24 protein-coding genes and 1 pseudogene are annotated in these 23,604 nt (G+C 73.9%); 20 read left to right on the forward strand and 5 right to left on the reverse strand.

The window, feature by feature from the left end; translation table 11 throughout:
• Positions 1 to 5: 5 nt before the first annotated feature.
• Positions 6 to 686, forward strand: a complete 681-nt coding sequence (locus ABD352_RS00330; protein ID WP_344610116.1) for a GNAT family N-acetyltransferase — start codon at positions 6 to 8, stop codon at positions 684 to 686.
• A 112-nt stretch (positions 687 to 798) separates the two neighbouring features.
• On the opposite strand, the gene ABD352_RS00335 is transcribed toward ABD352_RS00330, so the two are convergent.
• Both ABD352_RS00335 and ABD352_RS00340 read right to left on the reverse strand, forming a co-directional pair.
• The gene (locus tag ABD352_RS00335) at positions 799 to 2,721 is read right to left on the reverse strand and encodes a GAF domain-containing protein (protein ID WP_344610117.1); all 1,923 of its coding nucleotides are present in this window, start codon (positions 2,719 to 2,721) and stop codon (positions 799 to 801) included.
• A gap of 226 nt (positions 2,722 to 2,947) precedes the next feature.
• Positions 2,948 to 3,331: a hypothetical protein gene (locus ABD352_RS00340; RefSeq protein WP_344610118.1), complete on the reverse strand. Its 384-nt coding sequence runs from the start codon at positions 3,329 to 3,331 to the stop codon at positions 2,948 to 2,950.
• 66 nt (positions 3,332 to 3,397) lie between these two features.
• On the opposite strand from ABD352_RS00340, the gene ABD352_RS00345 reads away from it, so the two are divergent.
• The 3 genes from ABD352_RS00345 to ABD352_RS00355 all read left to right on the forward strand — a co-directional run bounded on the left by ABD352_RS00345 (position 3,398) and on the right by ABD352_RS00355 (position 4,589).
• Positions 3,398 to 3,520 carry a hypothetical protein gene (locus ABD352_RS00345; RefSeq protein ID WP_344610119.1) on the forward strand — a complete coding sequence of 41 codons (123 nt, stop codon included), beginning with the start codon at positions 3,398 to 3,400 and terminating at the stop codon, positions 3,518 to 3,520.
• Between the two features lie 74 nt (positions 3,521 to 3,594).
• Positions 3,595 to 3,813 (forward strand): hypothetical protein, encoded by a 219-nt coding sequence (locus ABD352_RS00350; RefSeq protein WP_344610120.1) that lies wholly within the window; start codon positions 3,595 to 3,597, stop codon positions 3,811 to 3,813.
• A gap of 41 nt (positions 3,814 to 3,854) precedes the next feature.
• The gene (locus ABD352_RS00355) at positions 3,855 to 4,589 is read left to right on the forward strand and encodes an XRE family transcriptional regulator (protein ID WP_344610121.1); all 735 of its coding nucleotides are present in this window, start codon (positions 3,855 to 3,857) and stop codon (positions 4,587 to 4,589) included.
• On the opposite strand, the gene aceB is transcribed toward ABD352_RS00355, so the two are convergent.
• Entirely contained in the window at positions 4,586 to 6,160 is a 1,575-nt protein-coding gene (gene aceB / locus ABD352_RS00360) for a malate synthase A (RefSeq protein ID WP_344610122.1), read from the reverse strand. The two genes, ABD352_RS00355 and aceB, sit on opposite strands and share 4 nt — an antisense overlap.
• On the reverse strand, positions 6,160 to 7,428 hold the full coding sequence (gene aceA, locus ABD352_RS00365; protein WP_344610123.1) for an isocitrate lyase: 1,269 nt from the start codon (positions 7,426 to 7,428) through the stop codon (positions 6,160 to 6,162). Before aceA ends, aceB begins: the two co-directional genes overlap by 1 nt.
• Before the next feature lie 155 nt (positions 7,429 to 7,583).
• Between aceA and ABD352_RS00370 the strand changes: the two genes are divergently transcribed.
• The 12 genes and pseudogenes from ABD352_RS00370 to ABD352_RS00425 form a co-directional block, all read left to right on the forward strand.
• A complete protein-coding gene (locus ABD352_RS00370) occupies positions 7,584 to 8,978 on the forward strand; it encodes a short-chain fatty acyl-CoA regulator family protein (protein ID WP_344610124.1) in 1,395 nt (464 codons plus the stop codon).
• Between the two features lie 124 nt (positions 8,979 to 9,102).
• Positions 9,103 to 10,755, forward strand: coding sequence for a methyl-accepting chemotaxis protein (locus tag ABD352_RS00375; protein WP_344610125.1), 1,653 nt, complete (start codon positions 9,103 to 9,105; stop codon positions 10,753 to 10,755).
• 116 nt (positions 10,756 to 10,871) lie between these two features.
• On the forward strand, positions 10,872 to 11,345 hold the full coding sequence (locus tag ABD352_RS00380; protein ID WP_344610126.1) for a chemotaxis protein CheX: 474 nt from the start codon (positions 10,872 to 10,874) through the stop codon (positions 11,343 to 11,345).
• Between the two features lie 499 nt (positions 11,346 to 11,844).
• A complete protein-coding gene (locus ABD352_RS00385) occupies positions 11,845 to 12,849 on the forward strand; it encodes a chemotaxis protein CheB (protein WP_344610127.1) in 1,005 nt (334 codons plus the stop codon).
• Positions 12,846 to 13,583 carry an STAS domain-containing protein gene (locus ABD352_RS00390; protein WP_344610128.1) on the forward strand — a complete coding sequence of 246 codons (738 nt, stop codon included), beginning with the start codon at positions 12,846 to 12,848 and terminating at the stop codon, positions 13,581 to 13,583. Before ABD352_RS00385 ends, ABD352_RS00390 begins: the two co-directional genes overlap by 4 nt.
• Positions 13,584 to 13,592: 9 nt before the next feature.
• Positions 13,593 to 15,407: a CheR family methyltransferase gene (locus ABD352_RS00395; RefSeq protein ID WP_344610129.1), complete on the forward strand. Its 1,815-nt coding sequence runs from the start codon at positions 13,593 to 13,595 to the stop codon at positions 15,405 to 15,407.
• A 47-nt stretch (positions 15,408 to 15,454) separates the two neighbouring features.
• Positions 15,455 to 16,585 (forward strand): SigB/SigF/SigG family RNA polymerase sigma factor, encoded by a 1,131-nt coding sequence (locus ABD352_RS00400; protein WP_344610130.1) that lies wholly within the window; start codon positions 15,455 to 15,457, stop codon positions 16,583 to 16,585.
• 71 nt (positions 16,586 to 16,656) lie between these two features.
• Positions 16,657 to 17,016, forward strand: coding sequence for a carbamoyltransferase N-terminal domain-containing protein (locus tag ABD352_RS00405; protein WP_344610131.1), 360 nt, complete (start codon positions 16,657 to 16,659; stop codon positions 17,014 to 17,016).
• Positions 17,017 to 17,042: 26 nt separating this feature from the next.
• Positions 17,043 to 18,008 carry a glycosyltransferase family 9 protein gene (locus tag ABD352_RS00410; protein WP_344610210.1) on the forward strand — a complete coding sequence of 322 codons (966 nt, stop codon included), beginning with the start codon at positions 17,043 to 17,045 and terminating at the stop codon, positions 18,006 to 18,008.
• Positions 17,939 to 18,739: an alpha/beta fold hydrolase gene (locus ABD352_RS00415; RefSeq protein WP_344610132.1), complete on the forward strand. Its 801-nt coding sequence runs from the start codon at positions 17,939 to 17,941 to the stop codon at positions 18,737 to 18,739. Before ABD352_RS00410 ends, ABD352_RS00415 begins: the two co-directional genes overlap by 70 nt.
• Positions 18,740 to 18,797: 58 nt before the next feature.
• Positions 18,798 to 19,508, forward strand: a complete 711-nt coding sequence (locus ABD352_RS00420; RefSeq protein WP_344610133.1) for an RAD23 family protein — start codon at positions 18,798 to 18,800, stop codon at positions 19,506 to 19,508.
• Between the two features lie 61 nt (positions 19,509 to 19,569).
• A pseudogene (locus ABD352_RS00425) lies at positions 19,570 to 19,728 on the forward strand (helix-turn-helix domain-containing protein); the annotation flags it as partial.
• 71 nt (positions 19,729 to 19,799) lie between these two features.
• On the opposite strand, the gene ABD352_RS00430 reads toward ABD352_RS00425, so the two are convergent.
• Positions 19,800 to 20,705: a hypothetical protein gene (locus ABD352_RS00430; protein WP_344610215.1), complete on the reverse strand. Its 906-nt coding sequence runs from the start codon at positions 20,703 to 20,705 to the stop codon at positions 19,800 to 19,802.
• 193 nt (positions 20,706 to 20,898) lie between these two features.
• Here ABD352_RS00430 and ABD352_RS00435 point away from each other — a divergent pair, with 193 nt between their 5' ends.
• The 4 genes from ABD352_RS00435 (at position 20,899) to ABD352_RS00450 (ending at position 23,599) form a co-directional block, all read left to right on the forward strand.
• A complete protein-coding gene (locus tag ABD352_RS00435) occupies positions 20,899 to 21,453 on the forward strand; it encodes a hypothetical protein (protein WP_344610134.1) in 555 nt (184 codons plus the stop codon).
• A 78-nt stretch (positions 21,454 to 21,531) separates the two neighbouring features.
• Positions 21,532 to 21,993, forward strand: coding sequence for a nuclear transport factor 2 family protein (locus tag ABD352_RS00440; RefSeq protein WP_344610135.1), 462 nt, complete (start codon positions 21,532 to 21,534; stop codon positions 21,991 to 21,993).
• 25 nt (positions 21,994 to 22,018) lie between these two features.
• Positions 22,019 to 22,774 carry a class I SAM-dependent methyltransferase gene (locus ABD352_RS00445; protein WP_344610136.1) on the forward strand — a complete coding sequence of 252 codons (756 nt, stop codon included), beginning with the start codon at positions 22,019 to 22,021 and terminating at the stop codon, positions 22,772 to 22,774.
• A gap of 150 nt (positions 22,775 to 22,924) precedes the next feature.
• On the forward strand, positions 22,925 to 23,599 hold the full coding sequence (locus tag ABD352_RS00450; RefSeq protein WP_344610137.1) for an HAD family hydrolase: 675 nt from the start codon (positions 22,925 to 22,927) through the stop codon (positions 23,597 to 23,599).
• Positions 23,600 to 23,604 lie beyond the last annotated feature (5 nt).

Consider the following 23,604-nt stretch of genomic DNA (forward strand, 5'->3'; position numbering starts at 1 on the left):
CACCCATGACCACCGTGCTCGACAACCCGGCCTGGCACTCGCTCACCGGCCCGCACGCGCACTTCGCCCAGGCCCACGGCGTGGCCCGCCGCTATCACCCCGACATCTCCGTGTTCGTCGGCCTGCCCGACGAGCGCGACGGGCAGACCTGGACAGACCTCGCGGCCCTCGTCGGACCGGCGGTCGAGGTGCCGCTCACCGGCGCCGCGGTTGCTCCCCCGGCCGGCTGGACGCCCGTCATGGTCGGCCGCGGCGTGCAGATGGTCGGCGACGGGCTCGACGCCCGGCCCGACGAGGAGGCCGTGGTCCTCGGCGCCCGGGACGCCGCCGAGATGAGCGAGCTGGTCGCGCGGACCAACCCTGGACCGTGGCGGGCGCGGACGTTCGAGCTCGGGACGTACCTCGGCATCCGCCGCGACGGAAGGCTGGTGGCGATGGCCGGCGAGCGGCTGCACCCGCCGGGGTGGACGGAGATCAGCGCGGTGTGCACCGACGCCGCCCATCGGGGCCAGGGACTGGCCGGCCGGCTCGTGCGCGCGGTCGCCCACAACATCCGCGCCCGCGGCGACCAGGTGCTGCTGCACGCCGCCGCGAGCAACACCGGCGCCATCCGGCTCTACGAGAGGCTCGGCTTCCGGCTCCGCCGCGAGACCACCTTCGCGATGTACCGCACGCCCGCGGGGTGAGCCCGGCCGGCCCGCGGGCGCTCAGCCGAGCCGGGCCGTCGCGGCGGTGAGGAGAACGGAGCCCGGGGGCCAGCTCGGCCACCACGGGTGAACCCGGCCGGCCCGCGGGCGCTCAGCCGAGCCGGGCCGTCGCGGCGGTGAGGAGAACGGAGTCCAGGGGCAGCTCGGCCACCACGCGCGTGCCGCCGCCCGGCGGGCTGATGACGGCGATCGTGCCGCCGAGGGCGTGCACGCGGTCGGCGAGGCCGAGCAGGCCCGAGCCCCGCGCCGGGTCGGCGCCGCCCGCGCCGTCGTCGGACACCGACAGGCGCACCTCGTGGTCGTCGTCCGTCGCCTCGATCCGCACCAGCGTGGCGCGGGCGTGCTTGGCCGCGTTGGCCAGTGCCTCCGCGGCGATGTAGTACGCGGCCACCTCCACCGGCTCCGGCGGCCGCCGGCTCAGGTCCACGTCCACCTGCGCCGGTACGCCGCTGCGGCGGGCGAGCATCTTGAGCGCCGCCCCCAGGCCGCGGTCCGTCAGGATCGCCGGGTGGATGCCGCGGGACATCTCGCGCAGCTGGTCGAGCACCGTGCCCAGCCGCTCGGTGGCGCTCGCCATGCCCTGCCGCACGTGCGGCAGGTCCGGCGGGACGACCTCCTGCGCCGCGCCCAGGCCGATGTGGACCGCGATGAGCTGCTGCTGGATGTCGTCGTGCAGGTTGCGTTCGATCCGCCGGCGGGCCTGGTCGGCCGCGACCACGACGCGCGCCCGGGACGCGGCGAGGTCGGCCCTGGCCTGCGCGTTGGCGATGGTGGTGGCGACGAGCTCGGTGTAGTCGGCGACGCGCTCCTCGGCCTCCTCGGCCAGCGGCTGGTCGCCGTGGACGGTCGCGGTCACCACGCCCCACCGGCGACCCTCGACGACGATCGGCGCGCCGACCGCGGCCCGGATGTTGTGCTCGCGCATCCGCGCGGCGACCGGACCGGCCGCCTCGGCGTAGTCGTCCATCCTGGCCGGCCGGCCGGTGCGGTACACCCAGGCCGAGACGCTGTCGCCGTCCAGCGGCACGCGGTCGCCGACGTGCGCGGGGGCGCCCTCCGCGCCCCACGCGGCGAGCACGGTGCCCTCCCCGTCGTCGAAGCGCACGATCAGCGCGCCGTCGGTGCCGACGAGCCGCCCCAGCTCGACGACGACCGCGTCCAGCGCCTCGGCCGGCGAGGCACCCTGCGCGATGCGGGTGGCGACGCGCCGCAGCGCGGCCTGCGTGCGGCCGTACCGCACCAGCTGCGCGACGGTGCGCTGCATCGAGCCACCCATGGCGTTGAAGGCGCGGGCCAGCCGGCCGATCTCGGCGGCCCCCTCCTCCGGCACGCGCGCCCCCAGCCGCCCCCGCGCCAGCTGGCCGGCCGCACTCGCGGCCCGCCGCAGCGGCCGGACCACCGCCCGGTCGAGGTAGCCCACGAGGCACACGCCGACGAGCACCGACGCGGCCATGCCGGCGACGGCCGCGACCCCCATCACCCGGACCAGCGCGTCGGCCCGATGGTCGCGCGCCTCGGCCAGCCGCTCGTCGCCGGCCGCGAGGTCGTCGAGCTCGGTGTGCAGCAGGGCGATCCTGCGGTCGCCGTCGCGCAGGGTCGCGGGGACGGACGAGCCGGGTTGGCCAGCCTGCGCCGCGCGCAGCGCCGGGAGCGCGTGCTCCTCGACGTACGAGCGGGTGTCCTGGCTCAGCCGCCGGGTCCGGTCGGCCTGCCGAGGTTCCTGGAGCCGCTGGAGCGCGCCGATGCGTTCGGCGAGCCGGTCATGCTGGGCCGACCAGGAGCCGAGCAGCTCCGCGTCGTGGGTGACCAGGTACCCCCGCTCCGTGCGGTCGAGGTCCAGCAGCTGGTACTCCGCCCGCACGACGTCGGCACGCACCTGGGCGGCCCGGGCCGCGGCCTCGTCGGCCTGGCGCCGCTCGGCGACGGCGGCCAGCACCACCGCGGCCACCCCCGCCATGAGCAGTGCGTACAGCGCGCACCAGACGGCCGATCGCCCAACCAGTCCCAAACGCATCGTCCCTCGCTTCCCCGTCTGGCGCCCACTATGAGTGCCAGTGACGTTTTGCCCAACGCGCGCCGGGCATGGGCCGGGGAATGGTCACTACGGGAGGAGGACGGTGCCGTGGTCAGGTTCGGATACACCCTGATGACCGAGCAGAGCGGCCCGCGGGACCTGGTGCGGCGGCCGGACCGCCTGCGGACGCTCGCCAAGTAGCGCCCGCGGTCTCCTGCGGCTCGGGCTACTGCCGCGGCGGGTACTGCGGCTGGGGCTGGGGCTGGGGCTGGGGCGGGAACGGGGGATTGCCGCCGCCCGTGGCCACCGCCGGCTGGACGGGGCGGGAGTCGACGGCGTGGCGCTTGATGATCAGGGCGGCGCCGATGACGAACATCAGGGTGCCGACGCCGAGGAAGCCGTAGCGGTACAGGTGGTCACGCGACTTCTCCTCCTCGTAGCTGCGGGTGGTCGAGCGACCCTTGCTGATCTCGACGCAGCTGTCGCCGGGCGTCATGGTCTGGCCGCCGCACGTCACCTTGCCGCTGTCGAAGCCGAAGATGCCGATGAGGACGAGGATGAGACCCAGGACGGTCGCGCCGTACCGGTTGCTGAAGAGTCTGCCGATCATGGCGTGAGACTGTATCGACGATCCCACATCCGTGCGGCCCCGGGTGAGCTGCTAGGAGGGGGCGCCATGCGAGTCGGCAAGACCGAGGTGCGGCCGCTGGGCGGCGGGCTGGGCTGCCTGCTGATGATCCTCATCTCGCCGGCGCTGTCCGCGATCTGCACGCTGGCGCTCAACCTGCTGCTGCGCTGAGGCCCCTTTGACCTGGCCGGGCGTATGATCGGGCGGCCGGGCAAGCGGCGGCGCGAGGCCCGATGGAGGCGACGATGAGCGGCGGAAGCGCGATCGCACTGGCCAGCGCGGTGGCGATCCTGAGTGCCGTCGTGTGGTTCGACCGGCGCGTCCTGGCCGACCTCGCCGGGACCAGCGACCGCGACCTGCGCTACTTCGACCGCACCGTGTGGGCGCTCATCATCGTGCTGTCGTTCCCCATCGGCCCGATGATGTACCTGCTCTACGGCAAGGGCCCCGGCCGCCTGCGCTGACCGCCCCGGCGACCAACCGGAGCGCGCCGTACCGTGGGGTGGTGACGAGACTGCCCGGGTTCGGCGGACGGCTGGCGCGGCTGCTCGAGGCACGCGCCGTCGACATCGGCGATGCCGCGCACCCGGCCGACCTCGCGCCTGTCCTCGGGCTGCACCGCAGCGACCTGTTCGTCATCGCCGGCCGGCCCGTGCCGGAAGACCTCGCGCCACTGGACCGCAGCGCGTCCGGCGAGGTCGGCCGCCTGGCGTGGTCCCTGACCTACCTGCCGCGAGCCGTCGCGGAGCTGCGGCGGCTCATCGAGTCCATGCCACAGCTGCCCAGGCCCGAGCCGCAGCCGCCGGAGCCCGCGTACCACCGCTACCCCGACGACGAGGCCGGCGCCCTCATCGTGCGCCTGCTGCACAACCGCAACCTCAACTGGCCCGGCGCGGCCCAGATGCTGTTCGGCCTGGGTGGCGGGCCGATGCTGTCGGCCGCGACGATCGGCGTGATCGGGCGCGGCCGCAAGGCGCTGACGCCCGAGCTGCTCGCCGGGTTCGCCGCGTTCATCGACATTCCCCGCGCCGACCTGAGCGCGCTGGCCGGCATCGACCTGACGCGGGTCGAGACCGAGGCACACCCGGACGCCGGTGAGGCGGCCGCGCTCATCTGGAGCGCTCGCCGCCTCACCGCCGGGCAGCTGCGCCAGGTCCGCGACCGGGCACACGAGATCCGGCACGAGCGCGCCGATGAGCTCGTGCCGGGATTTCGGTGCCGCTGCCCGAGGACCTGTTAGGCCGACGGGGCCAGGTGCCGGGCGTAGGCGTCCGTGGTGAAGAACGACGGCAGGTCCTCCTCCAGCGCGGTGCGCTCGAAGACGCCGGCCGCCGCCACCGCCCGGGCCCGCTCCTCCCCGGAGCGGCCCTCGACCAGGCCGGCCAGGGCCTCGGCCAGCAGGGAGCGGACGAGCTGCTCGGTGACGCAGCCGCCTTCGGCCAGCGGGGTTCGGTGGTGCAGCCACTGCCACACCTGGCAGCGGGCGATCTCGGCGGTGGCCGCGTCCTCCATGAGGTTGTGCAGCGCCACGGCGCCGGAGCCGCCGAGCCAGGCGTCGATGTACCGCAGCGCCACCTCGACGTTGGCGCGCAGGCCGGCGGCGGTGACCCGGCCCGGGGTCTTGTCGACCGAGAGCAGGTCGGTGACGGCCACGTCGACGTCGTCGCGGCGGCGGTCGAGCTGGTTGGGCCGCTCCCCCAGCACCGGGTCGAACGCCTCCAGGCAGGCCGCGACCAGACCCGGGTGCGCCACCCAGGAGCCGTCGAAGCCGTCACCCACCTCGCGGCGCTTGTCGGCGAAGACGCGCTCGAAGGCCGCCGCGTTGACGTCCGGGTCGCGGCTCGGGATGAACGCGGCCATGCCGCCGATGGCGTGGGCGCCGCGCCGGTGGCAGGTGGCGACCAGCAGCTCGCTGTAGGCGCGCATGAACGGCACCGTCATGGTGACGTCGGCCCGGTCGGGCAGCACGAAGTCCGACCACTGACCGAAGTTCTTGATGACGGAGAAGATGTAGTCCCAGCGGCCGGCGTTGAGGCCCGCGGAGTGCTCCCGCAGCTCGTAGAGGATCTCCTCCATCTCGAACGCGGCGGTGATCGTCTCGATGAGGACCGTGGCGCGGATGGTGCCCTGCGGCAGCCCGAAGTACTGCTGCGCGAACACGAAGATGTCGTTCCACAGCCGCGCCTCGCGATGGTCCTCCAGCTTCGGCAGGTAGAAGTAGGGCCGCTCCCGGCCGGCGCAGTGGTACAGGTAGAGGCCGAAGTCGACGAACGTCGCCGGGATCGGGCGGCCGTCGATCGCGATCCACTTCTCCACCAGGTGCCAGCCGCGCGGGCGGACGACGACGGTGGCCGGGTTCTCGCCGATGACGTAGCGCTTGCCGCGCTCGTCGGTGAAGTCGATCTTCCGGTCCCGGGCGTCGATCAGGGTGAGCTGGCCGCCGATGATGTTGTCCCAGGTCGGGGCGGTGGCATCCTCGAAGTCGGCCATCCACACCCGGGCGCCGGAGTTCAGCGCGTTGACGGTCATGCGCCGCTCGGGCGGCCCGGTGATCTCGACCCGCCGGTCGACGAGGCCGGGCGCGGGCTCGACCACGCGCCACGCCGGGTCGGCCCGCACGTGCGCGGTCTCCGGCCGGAAGTCCGGCAGCTGGCCGGTGGCGAAGCGGGCCCGCCGGGCGCGGCGCGTGTCGAGCAGGGCGACCCGGCGGGCGGCGAAGCGGTCGTCGAGGGCGACCAGGAACTCCAGCGCCCCGGCGGTGAGAACCTCGTCGAAGCGATCCTGCATAGGACCGATGATTTTGTACCGCATCAGAATTGCTCCGTCTCTGTTGAGCCGCGCAGCGCGGTGGTCTCGGCGGCCGGGTTGAGCACGGTGCTGACGAGGTCGAAGTACCCGGTGCCGACCTCCCGCTGGTGCTTGACCGCGGTGTAGCCGTCGGCCTCGGCAGCGAACTCCCGCTCCTGCAGCGCCACGTAGGCGGGCATGCCCTCGGCGGCGTACCCGCGGGCGAGGTCGAACATCGAGTAGTTGAGGGCGTGGAAGCCGGCCAGGGTGATGAACTGGAACTTGTAGCCCATGTGGCCGAGCTCGCGCTGGAACTTCGCGATGGTCGTCTCGTCGAGGTGCTTGCGCCAGTTGAACGACGGCGAGCAGTTGTAGGCGAGCATCTGGTCGGGGTACCGGTGCTTGATCGCCTCGGCGAAGGACCGGGCCACCTCGAGGTCCGGCGTGCTGGTCTCCATCCACAGCAGGTCGGAGGCCGGGGCATAGGCCAGGCCGCGGGCGATGCAGGCCTCGACGCCGTTGCGGAAGCGGTAGAAGCCCTCGGCGGTGCGCTCACCGGTGACGAACGGCCGGTCGCGCTCGTCCACGTCGGTGGTGAGCAGCGTGGCGGCCTGGGCGTCGGTGCGGGCCACGACGATCGTCGGCACGCCGGCCACGTCGGCGGCGAGGCGGGCCGCCTGCAGGGTGCGCACGTGCTGGCCGGTCGGGATGAGCACCTTGCCGCCGAGGTGGCCGCACTTCTTCTCCGACGCCAGCTGGTCCTCCCAGTGCACGCCCGCCGCGCCGGCCACGATCATGCCGGTCATCAGCTCGTACGCGTTGAGCACGCCGCCGAAGCCGGCCTCGGCGTCGGCCACGATCGGGGCCAGCCAGCCGGTGTCCGGCTCGCCGGTCTCGGCGGTGGTGATCTGCGCGGCCCGCAGCAGGGCGTTGTTGATCCGGCGCACGACGGCGGGCACCGAGTTGGCCGGGTACAGGCTCTGGTCCGGGTAGGTGTGCCCGGCGAGGTTGGCGTCGGCCGCCACCTGCCAGCCGGACAGGTAGATGGCCTTGAGCCCGGCCCGAACCATCTGCACGGCCTGGTTGCCGGTGAGGGCACCGAGGGCGTGGATGTAGTCCTCGTCGTGCAGCAGCTGCCAGAGCCGCTGCGCGCCGTGGCGGGCCAGGGTGTGCTCCTCCTGAATCGCGCCGCGCAGCCGCACCACGTCCTCCGGCCGGTAGCTGCGCTCGACCCCGCGCCAGCGCGGGTCGGTGTCCCATTCCTGCCGCAACTTCTCGACTGCGTCCTTCATGGTGTGCTCCCTCAATATCCAGTGCCTGGTTCCAACCGTCACACGGGGCATCCGGGCCGGTCGAGGGACGGAAACAGCCAATTCCTGCGAAGTTTCCGGGCGGTTTTGCTAAGTTGCGAAAACGGGAATTGACACCTGTGTTATAGCTATAAGTGATGGCCAAGATATTCTCCGGCGCGCGGCTGCGGCGGCTGCGCGAGGACCGCGGGCTGAGCCAGACCGACCTGGCCCGGCACCTTGGCATCTCGTCCAGCTACCTCAACCAGATCGAGCACGACGTGCGGCCGCTGACCGCCCAGGTGCTCATCCGGGTCACCGAGCTGTTCGGCGTCGACCCGGCCGTCTTCGCCCCGCACGAGACCCCGCAGCTGGTCGCCGGGCTGCGCGAGGCGCTGGCCGGGACCGGACTGGGCGACCTCACCGAGCTCGCCTCCAGGCTGCCGGAGGTCGCCGAGGCGGTGATCGACCTGCACCGGCGCTACCGCCAGGTGGCCGACCAGCTCACCGAGCTCGTCGGGGACCGCGGCCAGCCCGGGCGCAGCCCGCACGACCAGGTCACCGAGTTCTTCTACCGGCGGCAGAACTACGTGCCCCAACTCGACGAGGCGGCCGAGGCGCTCGCCGCCCGGATGCGGCTGCGCCGGGGTGAGGTGCGCGCCGCGCTGCAGGACCGGCTGGCCCAGCGCCACGACGTGCAGGTCGTGCTCGAGAACGCCGACGCCCTCGACGGGGAGCTGCACCGCTTCCGCCCGCACACCCGCACCCTGCACCTGTCCACGTCGCTGCGGGCCGGGCAGGAGGCGATGCGGATGGCGGCGCAGCTGGCGCTGCTGGAGTACGCGGACGTGATCGACGAGATCGTCGAGGAGGAGCGCCTCGACGACGTACAGACCCAGATTCTCACCCGCGTGGGGCTGGCGAACTACTTCGCCGCCGCGCTGATCCTGCCGTACGAGCAGTTCCTGACCGCCGCCGAGGACCGCCGCTACGACATCGACCTGCTGACCGAGCACTTCGCGATGGGCTGGGAGACGGTCTGCCACCGGCTCAGCACGCTGCAGCGGCCGCGGGCGCGGGGCGTGCCGTTCTCCTTCGTGCGGGTCGACCGGGCCGGCAACCTGTCCAAGCGGCAGTCCGCGACGGGCTTTCCGTTCTCGCGCACCGGCGGCACGTGTCCACTGTGGAACGTCTACGAGGCGTTCAGCGCCCCCGGCCGCGCGGTCACCCAGGTCGCGGCGATGCCCGACGGGCAGCGGTACCTGTGGATCGCCCGCACCGTGACCCGCCACCACGGCGGCTACGGCCAGCCCGGCAAGACCTACGCGATCGGCCTCGGCTGCGAGATCAAGCACGCCGGCCGGCTGGTCTACTCGACCGGCATGGATCTGCACGACGCCGCGGCCGCGATGCCGATCGGCCCCGGCTGCAAGACCTGCGAGCGGGCCACCTGCCCGCAGCGGGCCGCCGCCCCGATCAGCGGCCGACTGGACCTCGACGAGAACCGCAGCACCTTCATCCCGTACCCGCTGCAGGGCCAGCCGGGCGCCTGAGCCGTCCGGCCGGTCCGTCCGGCAGGCACCGCGTCCGGGAACGGTTTCCCGCCGCCGCTCAAGCTTGGGCCCCACCCGCCGATAGGAGCGGTGAAGGCTGGCTGACGGGAATAGAGGGATCGTGATGGCGCGGCAGATGGATGTCGAGGTCACCGTGCGGCGGGGCGGCCTCACTGCGCTCGTGGCGGACCGCGGGGTGATCACGAAGGCGTTCCTCGTGGTCCTGCTCGTCGCGATCGTCGCGGCCGTGATCGGGCTGCTGTCGCTGAGCCGGATGTCGAAGCTCAACGAGGACCTGGCCGACATGAAGCAGCGGCACCTCGACAGCTCCGTGCAGGTCACCAAGCTGCGCGCCGGCCTGCAGGACATGTACCGCAACTCGCTGATGTTCGCCCTGTACAACGCGGGCGGCGTCAAGACCGAGGCGCAGAACTCCCGGCGAGCGGTCGCGACGGCCGACAGCGAGGTCGACGCCGCGGCGGCCGCGTACCGGACCCTGACCGCCGGCTCGTCGGTGCGGCTGGCCGCCATGGACCGCATCACCACCGCCCTGGAGCAGTACCGCACGCTGCGCAACGTGGTGCTCTTCCAGGAGGCCCCGCCGGCCGGCTTCTCCATGCCCGCCCAGGACCAGATCGTGGCGACCTCGACCGGCTACGAGGACAAGACCAACACCGCGCTCGACGACCTCCAGGCGCTGGAGGCGAAGGAGGCGTCCGCCTCCATCGCCGAGGCCACCGACCAGTACCACAACGCCCGGACGCTCATCGCCGCGCTGCTCGTCGGCGGCCTCGTGCTGGCCCTGCTGGCCGGCGCCTGGGTGGCCCGGATCCTGCGCCGCCAGCTCGGCAGCGTGTCCACGGCGCTGCGGGCGCTGGCCGGCGCCGACCTCACCGTGCCGGCCGAGGTGTACGCCCGCGACGAGCTCGGCGCGATGGCGGCCGCGGTCAACGACGCCCGGGCCGGCCTGCGCGGCACCGTCACCGCCATCACCGGCGGCTCGCAGACCCTCGGCGCCAGCTCCAAGCAGCTCACCGCGGTCAGCGGGCGCATCGCCGCCAATGCGCAGGAGGCGGCCCGCCAGGCCGAGGTGGCCGCGGGCGCGGCCGGCGCCGTGTCGCACAACGTGCAGACGGTGGCCTCCGGCGCCGACGCCATGGGCTCGTCGATCCGCGAGATCGCCCGCAACGCCGGCGACGCCGCCCGGGTGGCCGGCGAGGCCGTCGGCGTCGCCCAGGCCACGAACGACACGGTGTCGAAGCTCGGCGCGTCGTCGGAGGAGATCGGCAACGTCGTCAAGGTCATCACGTCGATCGCCGAGCAGACCAACCTGCTCGCCCTCAACGCGACCATCGAGGCGGCCCGCGCGGGCGAGTCCGGCAAGGGCTTCGCCGTGGTCGCCAACGAGGTCAAGGAGCTGGCCCAGGAGACCGCCCGCGCGACCGGCGACATCTCGCGCCGGGTCGAGGCGATCCAGGCCGACACCGGCAACGCCGTGGCCGCGATCGGGGAGATCAGCCGGATCATCGCGACCATCAACGACTACCAGCACACCATCGCCGCCGCGGTGGAGGAGCAGAACGCGACCACCAACGAGATGACCCGCAGCGTCGGCGACGCGGCCTCGGGGGCCGGTGACATCGCGGGCAACATCGCCGCCGTCGCACACGCCACACAGGCCACGACGGCCACGCTGGGCGAGGCCGACGCGACCGTCACGCAGCTCTCCCACCTGGCCGACCAGCTGCAGCGCGAAGTCGCCCGGTTCCGCCTGTAACGGGCCGCCCTCGGTGTGGCCAGCCAGGAACCGGCCTCACCTGCCGACGCCGCCACGCCCCGAAGGGACCTGATTCGCCCCATTTGCGCGGACTTGATGGAAGAATCGGAATCCTGATGGAAGACCGGAATGAGCCGCCCATCACGCCCGACCAGCTGCACGGCATCATCTGGCAGGTGTGGACGGCGTACCTGGGCAGCAGCCCCACCAGCGCCGCCGTCGCCGAGGTGCCGCAGGCCGACGCCGAGATCACGGCGAGCGTGTGCATCGCGGGCGCCTGGCTGGGCCACGTCGTGCTGCGCAGCGGCCTCGCCGCCGCGGCCGCCATCGCCGCCGCCATGCTCGACCTCGACCCCACCCGCGTGAAGCCCGACGACATCCAGGACGCCACCGGCGAGCTGATGAACATCACCGCGGGCAACCTGAAGAGCCTGCTCCCTCAGCCGAGCCACCTGGCCCTGCCCCAGGTGGTGGTCGGCCGGGCGGAGATCCTGTGGCCGGGCACCAACCTGCTCGCCCGGGCGGCGGTGGGCTGGAGCGACCACCGGGTCACCATCGAGATCCTGCACGGCGAGGCCCCTCGCCGCTGAACCGCAGGATCGGCCATGTTTTCCGTACCAGGACAAGACCATCGACGTGCAGCGCCGCGTCGCCGACCTGCTGTCCAGAATGGACCTCGAGGACAAGACGGCCCTGCTGTCCCGCGCGAGAAGCTCCGGCTCGGCCTGTTCGACGACCCGTTCGTGGACCCCGCCCGGGCCGGCTCCCTCGTCGGGACGCCCGCCGCGCGGGCCGAGGGCCGCGCCTGCCGTTCGACCTGCCCTCGTCGATGGCCGCGATGGAGGCGAGCCGCCCGGACGTGCCCTTCGACACCACCGACCCGCTCTTCCGCTTCGGCGACGGCCTGGGCTAAGCCTGACGTCCCAGCCTGTGGGCGCGCGGCCCGGCCCCGCACGGGGATCTCGTTTGAGCGGCCGGGCGGCGGGTAGTCGCTCGCGTATCCCGCTCCGGCCGGTGGCGCGGGCGAGATCAGCGACGGTGATGAACGGCGTAACGGCAGCGAACGGGACCGGCCCGAGGGGACTCGTCGTGGTCGGGGCCTCCGCGGGCGGGGTCGAAGCACTGCGCGCCTTCGCCGGCGGGCTGTCGGCCGGGTTCGAGGCCGCCGTCTGCGTCGTGCTGCACATCCCCCGCGGTGCCGCGAGCGCGCTGGCGCCGATCCTGCGGCGCTCGGGGCCATTGCCCGCCGTACAGGCGGCGGACGGCATGGCGATCGAGCCGGCCCAAATCCACGTCGCCGCGCCCAACGCCCACCTCCTGGTGAACGCCGACCGGCTGCGGCTGTCGCGCGGCCCGGCCGAGAACGGGCACCGCCCGGCCGTCGACCCGCTCTTCCGCTCGGCGGCGCGCTGGTGGGGCGCCGAGGCGATCGGGGTCGTGCTGTCGGGCAACCGCGACGACGGGGCCTACGGGCTGGCCGAGATCGCCCGGCAGGGCGGCGCCGCGCTGGTCCAGGACCCGGACGAGGCGCTGTACCCCTCGATGCCGCGGCACGCCGCCGCCCAGGCCGCCCGGGCCCGGGCCGTGCCGGCCGCCGGGATGGGCGTGGCGCTCGCCGAACTGCTCGCCGGACTGCCGTCGGCGGGCACTCGCCGGACGGCGGCCCAGGCTACGCTGCCTACGCTCGACATGGAGGAAGCCATGGCGGCGATGGAGGACGTCACCACCGACGAGATCGGCGGCGCACCGGCCGGCTTCGGCTGCCCGACCTGCCACGGCGCGCTCTTCGAGCTGCCCGGGCTCGGGCACCGGTTCCGCTGCCGGGTCGGGCACGCCTGGTCGGCCGCGGGGCTGCTCGACGAGCTCGGCGCGTCCCTCGAGGGTGCGTTGTGGATGGCGCTGCGCAGCCTCGAGGAGAAGGCCGCCCTCAACCACCGCATGGCCGAGGCGGCCCTCGGCCGCGGCGACGGCCACAGCGCGGACCGCTACGGCGAGACGGCCCGCGACTCGGACGAGGCGGGCCGCTCGATCCGCCGGCTGATCGAGCGGTTCGGCGCACTGGAGGACGGCGAGCAGGTGGACGAGCTGCGATGAGCACCGACGAGCTGAGCTGCGTGCACGAGCCGGACCTCCCGGTCGCGCTGCTGCGGGTGGCCGGGGCGCTGACCTACGCCACGGTGCCCGACCTGCGGCGGGCCGCGCAGAAGGCGATCACCGACCAGCCGGATCTGCTGCTGATCGACGTGGCCGGGGTGTGCGCCCTCGACGACATCACGCTGACCGCGTTCCCGATGCTGGCCCGGCAGGGCGCCGAGGCCGGCACCGAAGTCATGCTCATCGGCCCGAGCCCGGTGCTGTCCGAGCAGCTGGAGCGGCTCGGCGTCGCCCGGCAGGTGCCGGTGTTCGGCACGGCCGCGCAGGCCGTCGCCGAGCGCGCACGGCGGCCCGGCCCGCTGCGGATGGAGGCGACGCTGCCCCCCGATCCGGACTCGACGGCGGCCGCCCGGGACCTCGTCGACCGGGCCTGCGCCCAGTGGCGGGTGCCGCACCTGGCCGACACCGCGGCCCTGATCGTGACCGAGTTCGTCGCGAACGCGCTGCAGTACGCCGGGACGCCGATGCGCGTCAGCGTCGCCCTGCGCCGCCGGCATCTGCACATCGCGGTGCGCGACGGCAGCCTGCGGCCGGTGCGCCGGTCCGGCGGCGACGACGACGAGCCCGGGCGCGGGCTGCTGATCGTCGAGGGCGTCTCCGCGGCCTGGGGCAGCATGCAGACCGTGGGCGGAAAGGTGGTATGGGCGGCGCTGCGGCTGCCGCCCGGACGGTAGCGTGTTGCGGTGACCGAGACCGATCCGGACTTCGAGGCCCTCCTGGTGTACCTCAAGGAGACCCGCGGCTTCGACTTCACCGGCTACAAGCGGTCGAGCCTGATGCGCCGCGTCGACCGCCGCCTGGGCGTCGTCCCGCCGGCCGACTACAGCGAGTACCTCGACTACCTGCAGGTCCACCCGGACGAGTTCTCGGCGCTGTTCAACACCATACTGATCAACGTCACCGGGTTCTTCCGCGACCCCGACGCCTGGGACACGCTGGCCCGCGACGTGCTGCCCCGGCTCCTGGCCCGGCACGAGGGGCCGGTGCGGGTGTGGAGCGCCGGATGCGCCTCCGGCGAGGAGGCCTACTCGCTGGCCATCGTGCTCGCCGAGGCGCTCGGGGTCGAGCAGTTCCGGGAGCGGGTCAAGATCTACGCCACCGACGTCGACGACGAGGCCCTCACCCACGCCCGGCAGGCCACCTACACCGCCCGCGAGCTCGAGCACGTCGACCCGGACCTGCTCAGCCGGTACTTCGAGCAGATCGGCCCGCGGTACACCTTCCGCAAGGACCTCCGCCGGTCGGTCATCTTCGGGCGCAACGACCTGGTCCAGGACGCGCCCATCGGCCGGATCGACCTGCTCGCCTGCCGCAACACCCTGATGTACTTCAACGCCGAGACCCAGGCCCGCATCGTCTCCCGGTTCCACTTCGCCCTGGCCCCGGGCGGCGTGCTGTTCCTCGGCAAGGCCGAGATGCTGCTGCGCCACTCGGCCATGTTCGAGCCGATCGACCTGCGGCGGCGGATCTTCCAGCGGGCCACCCAGCCGCCAGCCGACGGTCTGTCCGCCGGGGGTCCGGCCACCGCGGCTCCTCAGATCCAGCCGCCCGGCCTCGACCGGCTGCGCACCGAGGCGTTCCTGGCCAGCCCCGTGGCCCAGGTGGTGGTCGCCGCCGACGGCGTCATGGCGCTGGCCAACCGGCAGGCCGAGGCCCTCTTCGGGCTGGCTCCGCGCGACGCCGGCCGGCCCTTCCGGGAGCTCGACCTGTCGTACCGGCCGGTGGAGCTGCGCGGCCTGATCGAGCAGGCGGCGAACGAGCGGCGGATCGCCCACGTCGACGCCGTGGCCCTCAAGCTCCGGCCGGACGAGGAGGTGTACCTCGACGTCCAGGTCATCCCGCTGGCCGACGCCGCCGGCGTGGTGGTCGTCTTCCAGGACGTCACCGCGTCGCGCCGGCTGCGCGAGGAGCTCGAGGTGGCCAACCGGCAGCTGGAGACCGCGTACGAGGAGCTGCAGTCCACCAACGAGGAGCTCGAGACGACCAACGAGGAGCTGCAGTCCACGGTCGAGGAGCTCGAGACCACGAACGAGGAGCTGCAGTCCACCAACGAGGAGCTCGAGACGATGAACGAGGAGCTGCAGTCGACCAACGACGAGCTCCAGTCGATCAACGACGAGCTGAGCGACCGCACCGCCGAGCTCAACAACACCAACGCGTTCATGACCGCGATCCTCGGCAGCCTCCAGGCGGGGGTCGTGGTGCTGGACCGGGAGCTGCAGATTCTCGTGTGGAACCGGCGTGCCGAGGACCTGTGGGGACTCCGCTCGGACGAGGCGGTCGGCCGACACTTCCTCAACATCGACATCGGCCTGTCCACCGCCCAGCTGCGCCCTGGGATCCGCGACGTGCTCACCGGCCGGTCGCAGCACGAGGAGTCCGAGCAGGAGGCCGTGAACCGCCGGGGGCGCACCGTCTCCCTGCGGGTCGTCTGCACCCCCCTGACCAGCGAATCGGCCGGGATCGTCGGCGCCATTCTGGTCATGGAACACGCCTGAGCGTGCGGTCTCCGCCGGTGGGGTCTAGCCTGGCCGGAGGGGGCCGCATGGATTTCACGCTGACGGTTTCGCGCCGGCCGGACGAAGGGCTCGTCGAGCTGACCGGCGTCCTGGACTACGCCTCGGCGCCCCACCTACGCCGCGTCGTGTTCGATGCCTTCGACGACGGGGTCCACGACCTCTTCCTCGACGTCGCCGGGCTGCGGCTGCTCGACGGCGCGGGGATCAACGCCCTCACCTACCTCCAGCGCCGGGCCGGCGAGCGCGGCGTGACGCTTCGGGTCGCCGCCGCCGAAGGCCTCGTGCAGCAGACGCTGGAGATCGCCGGCGTCGCCAAGGCGCTGCGGACCCATGAGGAGCTCGACTGGCCCGAGGCCGACCGGGACCGGGTCGCCGTCGACCTCGACGCCGTGCCGCCCGGCCATCGGCACTGGCCGGCCGGTGTCGCCGAGCGCATGCACCACATGCAATCGCTCCCACCGGACGATCCGGCCCGCGCGCGGGTCCGCGACGAGATCATCGAGCACTGCCTGCCGACCGCCGAGCGCATCGCCCGCCGCTACGGCGGCGCCGGCGAGCCCGTCCCCGATCTCGCCCAGGTCGCCGCGCTCGCCCTGGTCAAGGCGGTCGACGGCTACGACGCCACCCGCGGCGTCGAGTTCGGCTTCTACGCCACCCCGACCATCATCGGCGAGCTCAAGCGACACTTCCGGGACCGCACGGCCGGCATCCGGATACCCCGGCGGGTGCAGGAGCTGCGGCTGGCGATGAACCGGGCCCGCGAGCCGCTCGCCCAGCGGCTGGGCCGCTCCCCCACCGCGGCCGACCTCGCCGCCGACCTCGGCGTCGACGAGGAGCAGGTCCTCGAGGTGGCGAGCGCCGTCCAGAAGTTCCGGCCGCTCTCGCTGGACGGGCCGGCCACCGGCCCGGAGGACGGCGTCACCCTCGCCGACACGGTCGGCGACGACGACCCGGGCTTCGCCGCGCTGGACTACCACGAGTCGCTGCGGGTGCTCCTCGGCCAGCTACCCGAGCGCGAGCAGCGGATCGTGTCGCTGCGCTTCTACGGCAACCTGTCCCAGTCGGACATCGCCGAGCGGATCGGGCTGTCGCAGATGCACGTGTCCCGGCTGCTGCGCCACGCGCTGGGCTTCCTGCGCCGGCGGCTCTCGGAGTAGGCCGGTTCGAACGGTTCGGCTGCAGCACCGATTTGGTTAGCGGATCCGGAGCAGGGGTAGCCGGGCCGGACATGAGAGTGCTCGGCATCAACGCCGTGTTCCACGACCCGGCCGCGGCCCTCGTGGTCAACGGCCGCACGGCCGGCGCCGACCTGGCCTCCCCGGTGCAGACCCGGCTGGAAGAGGTACTGCTGGAGCTCGCCCGCTGGACCCACCGGGCGGCCGGCGGCCCGGCGCAGCTCACCATGGCCGGCGCGGTGGCCCTCAACTGCGCCGCCAACGCCCGCATCGCCGCCGAGGGCCCCGCCGGGCGCCCGATGGCCGACACCCCCCGGGAGGCGATGGGGCTCTTCGGGTCCGCCCCCGTCGACCTGCTCGCCCTCGGGCCGTTCTCCGTTCGGCGGGGCACGGCCTTCGGGACGGGCCGGTGACCGGCGTCGGCCTCCTCGTACCACCGGTGCTGCTGGTCCTGCGCGCCCTCGGCGTGGGCGACCTCGCCACCGGCGTCCCGGCGCTGCGGGCGCTGCGCCGGGCCTACCCCGGGCACCGCCTGGTCCTCGCCGCGCCGGAGTGGCTCGCCCCGCTGGCCGGCCTGACCGGCGCGGTCGACGAGGTGCTGCCGTGCGCCGGCCTCGACGACCCGCTGCCGCCGCTGGGCCCGGACATCGCGGTGAACCTGCACGGCACGGGCCCGCGGTCGCACCGCCTGCTGTGGACCACTCGCCCGGCCCGCCTGCTGTCCTACGGTCCCGGCGGCCCGCAGTGGCGCGAGGACGAGCACGAGGTCCTGCGGTGGTGCCGGTTGCTGCAGTGGTACGGCCTGAGCTGCGACCCCGCCGACCTCGCCCTCGAGCGCCCGCCCACCGGCCGCCCCGGCGCCACGCTGGTGCACCCGGGCGCCAGGTCCGGCCGGCGCCGCTGGCCGCCGGAGCGCTTCGCCGCCGTCGCCCATACCCTGGCCGCCGACGGGCACGACGTCATCGTCACCGGCTCGGCCGACGAGGCCCCGCTCGCCCGCCGGGTCGCCGACCTGGCCGGCCTGCCGCCGGAGTCCGCGCTCGCCGGGCGCACCGGCCTGGCCGAGCTGGCCGCGCTGGCCGGCCACGCCCGGCTCGTGATCAGCGGCGACACCGGCATCGCGCACCTGGCCACCGCCTACGGCACTCCGTCCGTCGTCCTCTTCGGCCCCATGTCGCCGCAGCGCTGGGGGCCGCCGCGCCGGCGGCCGCAGCACGTGGCCATCTGGCACGGCTACGCCGCGGAGACCGGCGACACCCCCGGCGACGAGCCGCACCCGGCGCTGCTGTCCGTCACGGTCGCCGAGGTGCTCGCCGCCGCCCATAGGATCGCCGCGTGGAGACCTTCGACGCGCCCGACGGCACCCGCCTGGCCTACCACCGCACCGGTTCCGGGCACCCGCTGATCTGCCTGCCAGGCGGGCCCATGCAGGACTCGTCCTACCTGGCCGACCTGCCGCTGCGGCGGGCGGCGGTCCGGCTGGACCTGCGCGGCACCGGGGACTCGGCGGCGCCGGCGGACCCCGGGACGTACCGCTGCGATCGCCAGGTCGGCGACGTCGAGGCCCTGCGTCGGCATCTCGGCCTCGACCGGATCGACATCCTCGCGCACTCGGCCGGGGCGACGATCGCCGTGCTGTACGCCATGCGCCACCCCGGCCGCGTCGCGCGCCTGGCCCTGATCACCCCGAGCCCGCGCCCGGTCGCCGTCGAGGTCACCGACGACGACCGCCGCGCCGTCGCCGACCGCCGTCGCGACGAGCCGTGGTTCGCCGACGCATCGGCCGCGCTGGACCGCATCCACGCCGGCGCCGCGACGGGCGCGGACCGGGACGCGATCGCCCCGTTCGTGTACGGCCGGGCGGACTTCCCGGCCATCCCACGCAACGAGGAGGCGGCGAAGGCCTACTACGGGGAGGGCGCCTTCGACCCGGCCGAGGTCCGCGCCGGCCTGGCCGCAGTGGAGGCGCCGGTGCTGCTCGTGGCCGGCGAGCTCGACATCCAGCTGCCGCCGCACCGCGCCGCCGAGTACGCCCCACTGTTCCCGGCGGGCGAGGCGGCCGTCGTGCCGGGCGCCGCTCACGTTCCGTGGCGGGACGATTCCGAGCGGTTCGTCGTCCTGCTCGAAGCCTGGTAGCGGCGCGACACGAGGTGCCGGGGCTGAAGCGGCGCACCGGTTCTGGCAAACTGCCCGAATGCAACGACCGGCGCCGCGCCTGACCGTCGGACCGCTCCCGCCATCCGTGTACTGGCGTCGCCGTGCCATCGTGCTCGTCGGCGTCGTCGTGGCCGTCGTGCTCGTCTGGCTGGCGGTGGGGGGCGGCTCGCCCTCCTCGCCGACGGCGGTGAGCAGCGAGCCGGCGTCGAGGACCACGTCGACGCCCGGCCCGACGACGGCCGCCCCCACGGTGGGCACCCCCACCCCGGGCGACCTCACGTCCCCGTCGTTCGTGCCGGCCACCCCGGAGCAGACGGGGCCCGCGGCGACGCCGCGCAGCCCCGCCCCGGCCAACGTGGCGCCCTGCACCGACGACCAGATCACGGTCACGGTCGCGGCCAGCCCGTCCCCGGGCCTGCTGGGCGGCACGTTCACGTTCAGCATCGCCATCGTCTCGAAGGCCACCGACTGGTGCTCCCGCGACCTCGGCGCGGGCGCGCAGGAGATCCGGGTGCTGCGCGAAGGCTCGCTGGTGTTCACCTCGGACGAGTGCGGCAGCGCCCGGACCAGCGACGTGCGCGCCTTCGCCGTCGGGGACGCGGTGACGTACCGCTACAGCTGGAGCAGCTACCGCGCCACCCCGCGCTGCGCCCTGGCCTCGAGCCCGGCCCCGCCCGGCAAGTACCAGGTCGTCGCGCGCATCGGCACCAAGGTGAGCGCGCCCGTGGACTTCACCATCAACCGATGAATGCCCCCGGCCGCGGGTAGCCTGGTCGGGCAAGGACCACCTGGACCGCGACCTGCGGCTGGTGCGGTGCTTCACCGTCGTCGCCGAGCACCGCCACTTCGGCCGGGCGGACGGGGCGCTGCGGGTCGCCCAGCCCTCGCTCAGCCGGCAGATCCGCAGCCTCGAGGAGCAGCTCGGCGCGGCGCTGTTCGAGCGGACGCCGCGCGGGGTGCTGCTCACCGACGCCGGCGAGGCGTTCCTGCCGCGGGCTGGTGCGCTGCTGGCCGCGGCCGCCGAGGCCGTCGCCGGAGCCTACGCCGCCGGCTCTGCCGGCCCGTCCCCGCCCGGCTGCGCCGGTCCGTCCCCGCCCGGCTGTGCCGGTCCCCCGCCCGGCTGCGCCGGTCCGTCCCCGCCCGGCTGTGCCGGTCCCCCGCCCGGCTGCGCCGGTCCGTCCCCGGCCGGCTGGGCCAGTCCGTCCACTTTGGACGAGAGCGCGGCGAGGTCGGTGGCGGTCGCGATGAGCTCGCCGAACGCCTCCGACCAGTTGCGGAACGGGAACTCCAGCGAGGAGTGCCCGCCGTTCAGGGCGACGTTGATCAGCTTGGCGTCGCGCAGCACGCGCAGCTGGGCGATCTGCTCGTTGTTCACCGGACGGCTGATCATGCCGTCGCACAGGTAGAACTTGTTACCTTCGGCGTTGGTGGCCAGGAACAGCACGTGGTCATCCTCCGTTGCGGTTTCGGTCTTCAACGGGTTGTACGGGCCCGACCAATCGACCATGTCGGTGCGGAAGCTGATGTGGATGTGGCCCGTGTCGGTGCTGCCGGTCTGCGTGTGGCCGGGCTGCCAGCCGCAGTGCACGGCGTGGTTGTCGTCGATCGGGCCCCAGTTCATGTACTTGATCGGGGGGAAGCGCCCGGCCGCCTTGTCCGAGTGCAGCTGGGCGCCGAGCCACTGCAGCGAGGGCAGCCCGCGCCCGGGCGGCGGGGGCATGATGTCGATCGCCATCACCACGCCGTACGGGCTGGTGCCGGGCCAGCCGGTGGCACTGTAGGGCGTGTGGTCCTCGGGCGGCTGGTGGTCGAGATGGGCATCGTTACCGAGGTCGTAGACGGTGTACCCCGCGGCGCGGAGCGTGTCCCGCAGCAGCAGGCCCGGCGCGCACAGCCGCCACTGCCCACCACGGTTGAGCCAACTCCGGTGTTGCGGCGACGCCATTCCGCCTCCTACGCAAATGTACCGATTTGACCAGGGTCAATGTTCACGCGTTCAACGTACCCGACCCCCTCGCCCCCACACCGGCGTTCGACACGCGGCGAGCCGGACGGCCGGATCTGTTCGGTCCGCAGGGTGACCGGAGCGACCGAACGACCGGCCAAGTCCGCCTCCGCCGCTGCCAGACTCCGGATACATGACCGATCCCTACCCGCAGAAGTTCGGCCATCCATCCACCTGGCCCACGCCGGCCGAGGAGCCTTCTCCCCCGCCGCTGATGCTGGTCCGGCCGAGGCGGCGCACCCAGGCCGCCGTCCGGATGACCGTCGCGGCCGCCGCGGCCGTGACCCTGACCGGCGGCGCACTGGTCGTCGCGGGCGCGACCGGCGCCGGACCGGCCGCGGGCATCTTCAAGGACCCGGGGGTGGCCGCCTGCGAGCAGATCCGCGACGGCGCGGCCGCGGCCAGGTCCCGCCCGCCGGGCGCCCCTAGGGCCTCGTCGCCGGACGACCTGGAGGCCTACCAGGCATTCCGCAAGCAGTTCGCCGACTCGAGGTACGGCGACCTGCGCGCGGCCGGCACCGAGGTGCTCGACCTGCTGCACCAGCTCTCCGGCGCCGACCCGGCCAAGGACGAGGACGCCGGCCTGACCCTGGTCGTGGCCGGCCCGCTGGTCCAGAAATGGGCGACCCTGACCGGCGCCTGCGGCAACCACGGCGTGACGATCCCGAAGCTCACGGAGCTGAACTGACCTCCGGGCCGGCGGCGGTCCGGGCGCGGGTCGCGACCTGGCGGGACTAAAGCATCGCCGCCGGGGAAGAGCGCGTCGATGGAGGAGCTCGTGCACCCACCCGTGCCGCCGTTCACCCGCGAGACCGCCGACGCCAAGGTCCGGGCCGCCGAGGACGCCTGGAACACCCGCGAGCCGCGGCGGGTCGCCCTCGCCTACACGGAGGACTCGGTCTGGCGCAACCGCGACACGTTCGTCACCGGCCGCGCAGAGATCGTCGCCTTCCTCACCGCGAAGTGGGAGCGCGAGCTGGACTACGCCCTGCGCAAGTCGCTGTGGGCGTTCACCGGCGACCGGATCGCGGTGCGGTTCCAGTACGAGTGCCGCGACACCACCGGCCAATGGTGGCGCAGCTACGGCAACGAACTGTGGGAGTTCGACGAGCACGGCCTCATGCGCCGCCGCGAGGCCAGCATCAACGACCTGCGCATCAGGGAGTCCGACCGCCGCATCTTCGGCCCCCGCCCCGACGGCGACTGGACCGGGATCCCCTTGCACTGACGTTCGCCCATGCGACCATGGTGGCGTGAGCTTCGAGGTCGCCGCGGACGCCTACGGACGGTTCATGGGCCGCTACTCCGAGCCGCTGGCGACGCAGTTCGCCGGGCTCGCGCCGGGCGGCCGGGCGCTGGACGTCGGCTGCGGCACCGGCGCGCTGACGGGCGAGCTCGTCGTCCGGCTAGGGTCCGGCAACGTGGCCGCGGCCGACCCGTCCGAGGCGTTCGTCGCGGCGGCCCGGGCGCGGTTTCCCGGGGTGGACATCCGGCGGGCCGCGGCCGAGGCCCTGCCGTTCGCCGGCGGCGAGTTCGACGCCGCGCTGGCGCAGCTGGTCGTGCACTTCATGGCCGACCCGGTGGCGGGGCTGCGGGAGATGGCCCGGGTCACCCGCCCCGACGGCGTGGTCGCGGCCTGCGTGTGGGACCACGCCGGGGGCGGCGGCCCGCTGGCGACCTTCTGGACGGCCGCCCTCCAGCTCGACCCGGCGGCCCACGACGAGTCCGGCTTGGCCGGCGCCCGCGAGGGGCACCTGGCCGAGCTGTTCGCCGCGGCCGGCCTGCGCGACGTCGAGGAGACGTCCCTGACGGTCCGGACCGCCTTCGCCGGCTTCGACGACTGGTGGGAGCCGTTCACGCTCGGCGTCGGCCCGGCCGGGGACTACGTCAGGGGCCTGGACACGGCCGCCCGCGACGCGCTGCGCGCCCGGTGCGCGACGCTGCTGCCGCCGCACGGCCCGATCGAGATCACCGCGTCGGCCTGGACCGCATCGGGCCGGGTCGCCTGACCGTCAGGCCTCGCGGGTCGCCTCGTGCACCAGCATCGCGACGTTACCTCAGTCGTGTCCGCGGTGACGGACAGGGTGCATCACCAACCGGCACGGACGCGGTTAGCATACCGAGGGTTCATCTCGCAGGCACTCAACGAGGAGTCGCTGGTGGCGTCACAACGGGCGGGGTATCGAGCGGCGGTCCTGTTCGACCTCGACGGCACGTTGATCGACAGCGAGCCGGTCTGGGCGGCGGCCAACGGCGGCCTCATGCGGTCGCGGTACGCCGAGATGACCGACGAGATCCTGCAGAACCTCAGCGGGCTCGATTCGACCCTGGCCATGCGGTACCTGCACGAGCGCTTCGGCTGGGCCGGCTGGGACCTCGCCGACGACGTGGCGTGGGTCGAGGAGCAGGTGCGCCAGCAGTACGCCAAGGGCGTGAACTGGCTGCCCGGCGCGCGGGATCTGCTCGCCGCGCTGCGCCGCGAGGGCCTGGCCGTCGGGCTGGTGACGTCGACGTACCGCACGCTCGTCGCCTACGTGCTGGCCGAGGCGGGCGCGGGCTGCTTCGACGTGGTGGTCTGCGGCGACGACGGGTTCGCCCCGAAGCCCGATCCGGCCCCCTACCTGGCCGCCATGCGCCACCTGGAGCTGCCCGCGTCGGCCTGCGTCGCCGTCGAGGACTCCCCGCGCGGCGTGGCCAGCGCCGCGGCGGCCGGCTGCGCCGTGGTCCAGGTCCGCGGGCACCGTCCCGCGCCCGGGGCCGACCGGCACTTCGCCGCCCTGGCCGACGTCGACGCGGTACAGCTGCGGGAGCTCATCGGCGCGTCCGTGCACTGAGAGCG

The sequence above is a fragment of the Dactylosporangium salmoneum genome, from assembly GCF_039532525.1.
In the GTDB taxonomy this organism is placed as follows: Bacteria; Actinomycetota; Actinomycetes; order Mycobacteriales; family Micromonosporaceae; genus Dactylosporangium; species Dactylosporangium salmoneum.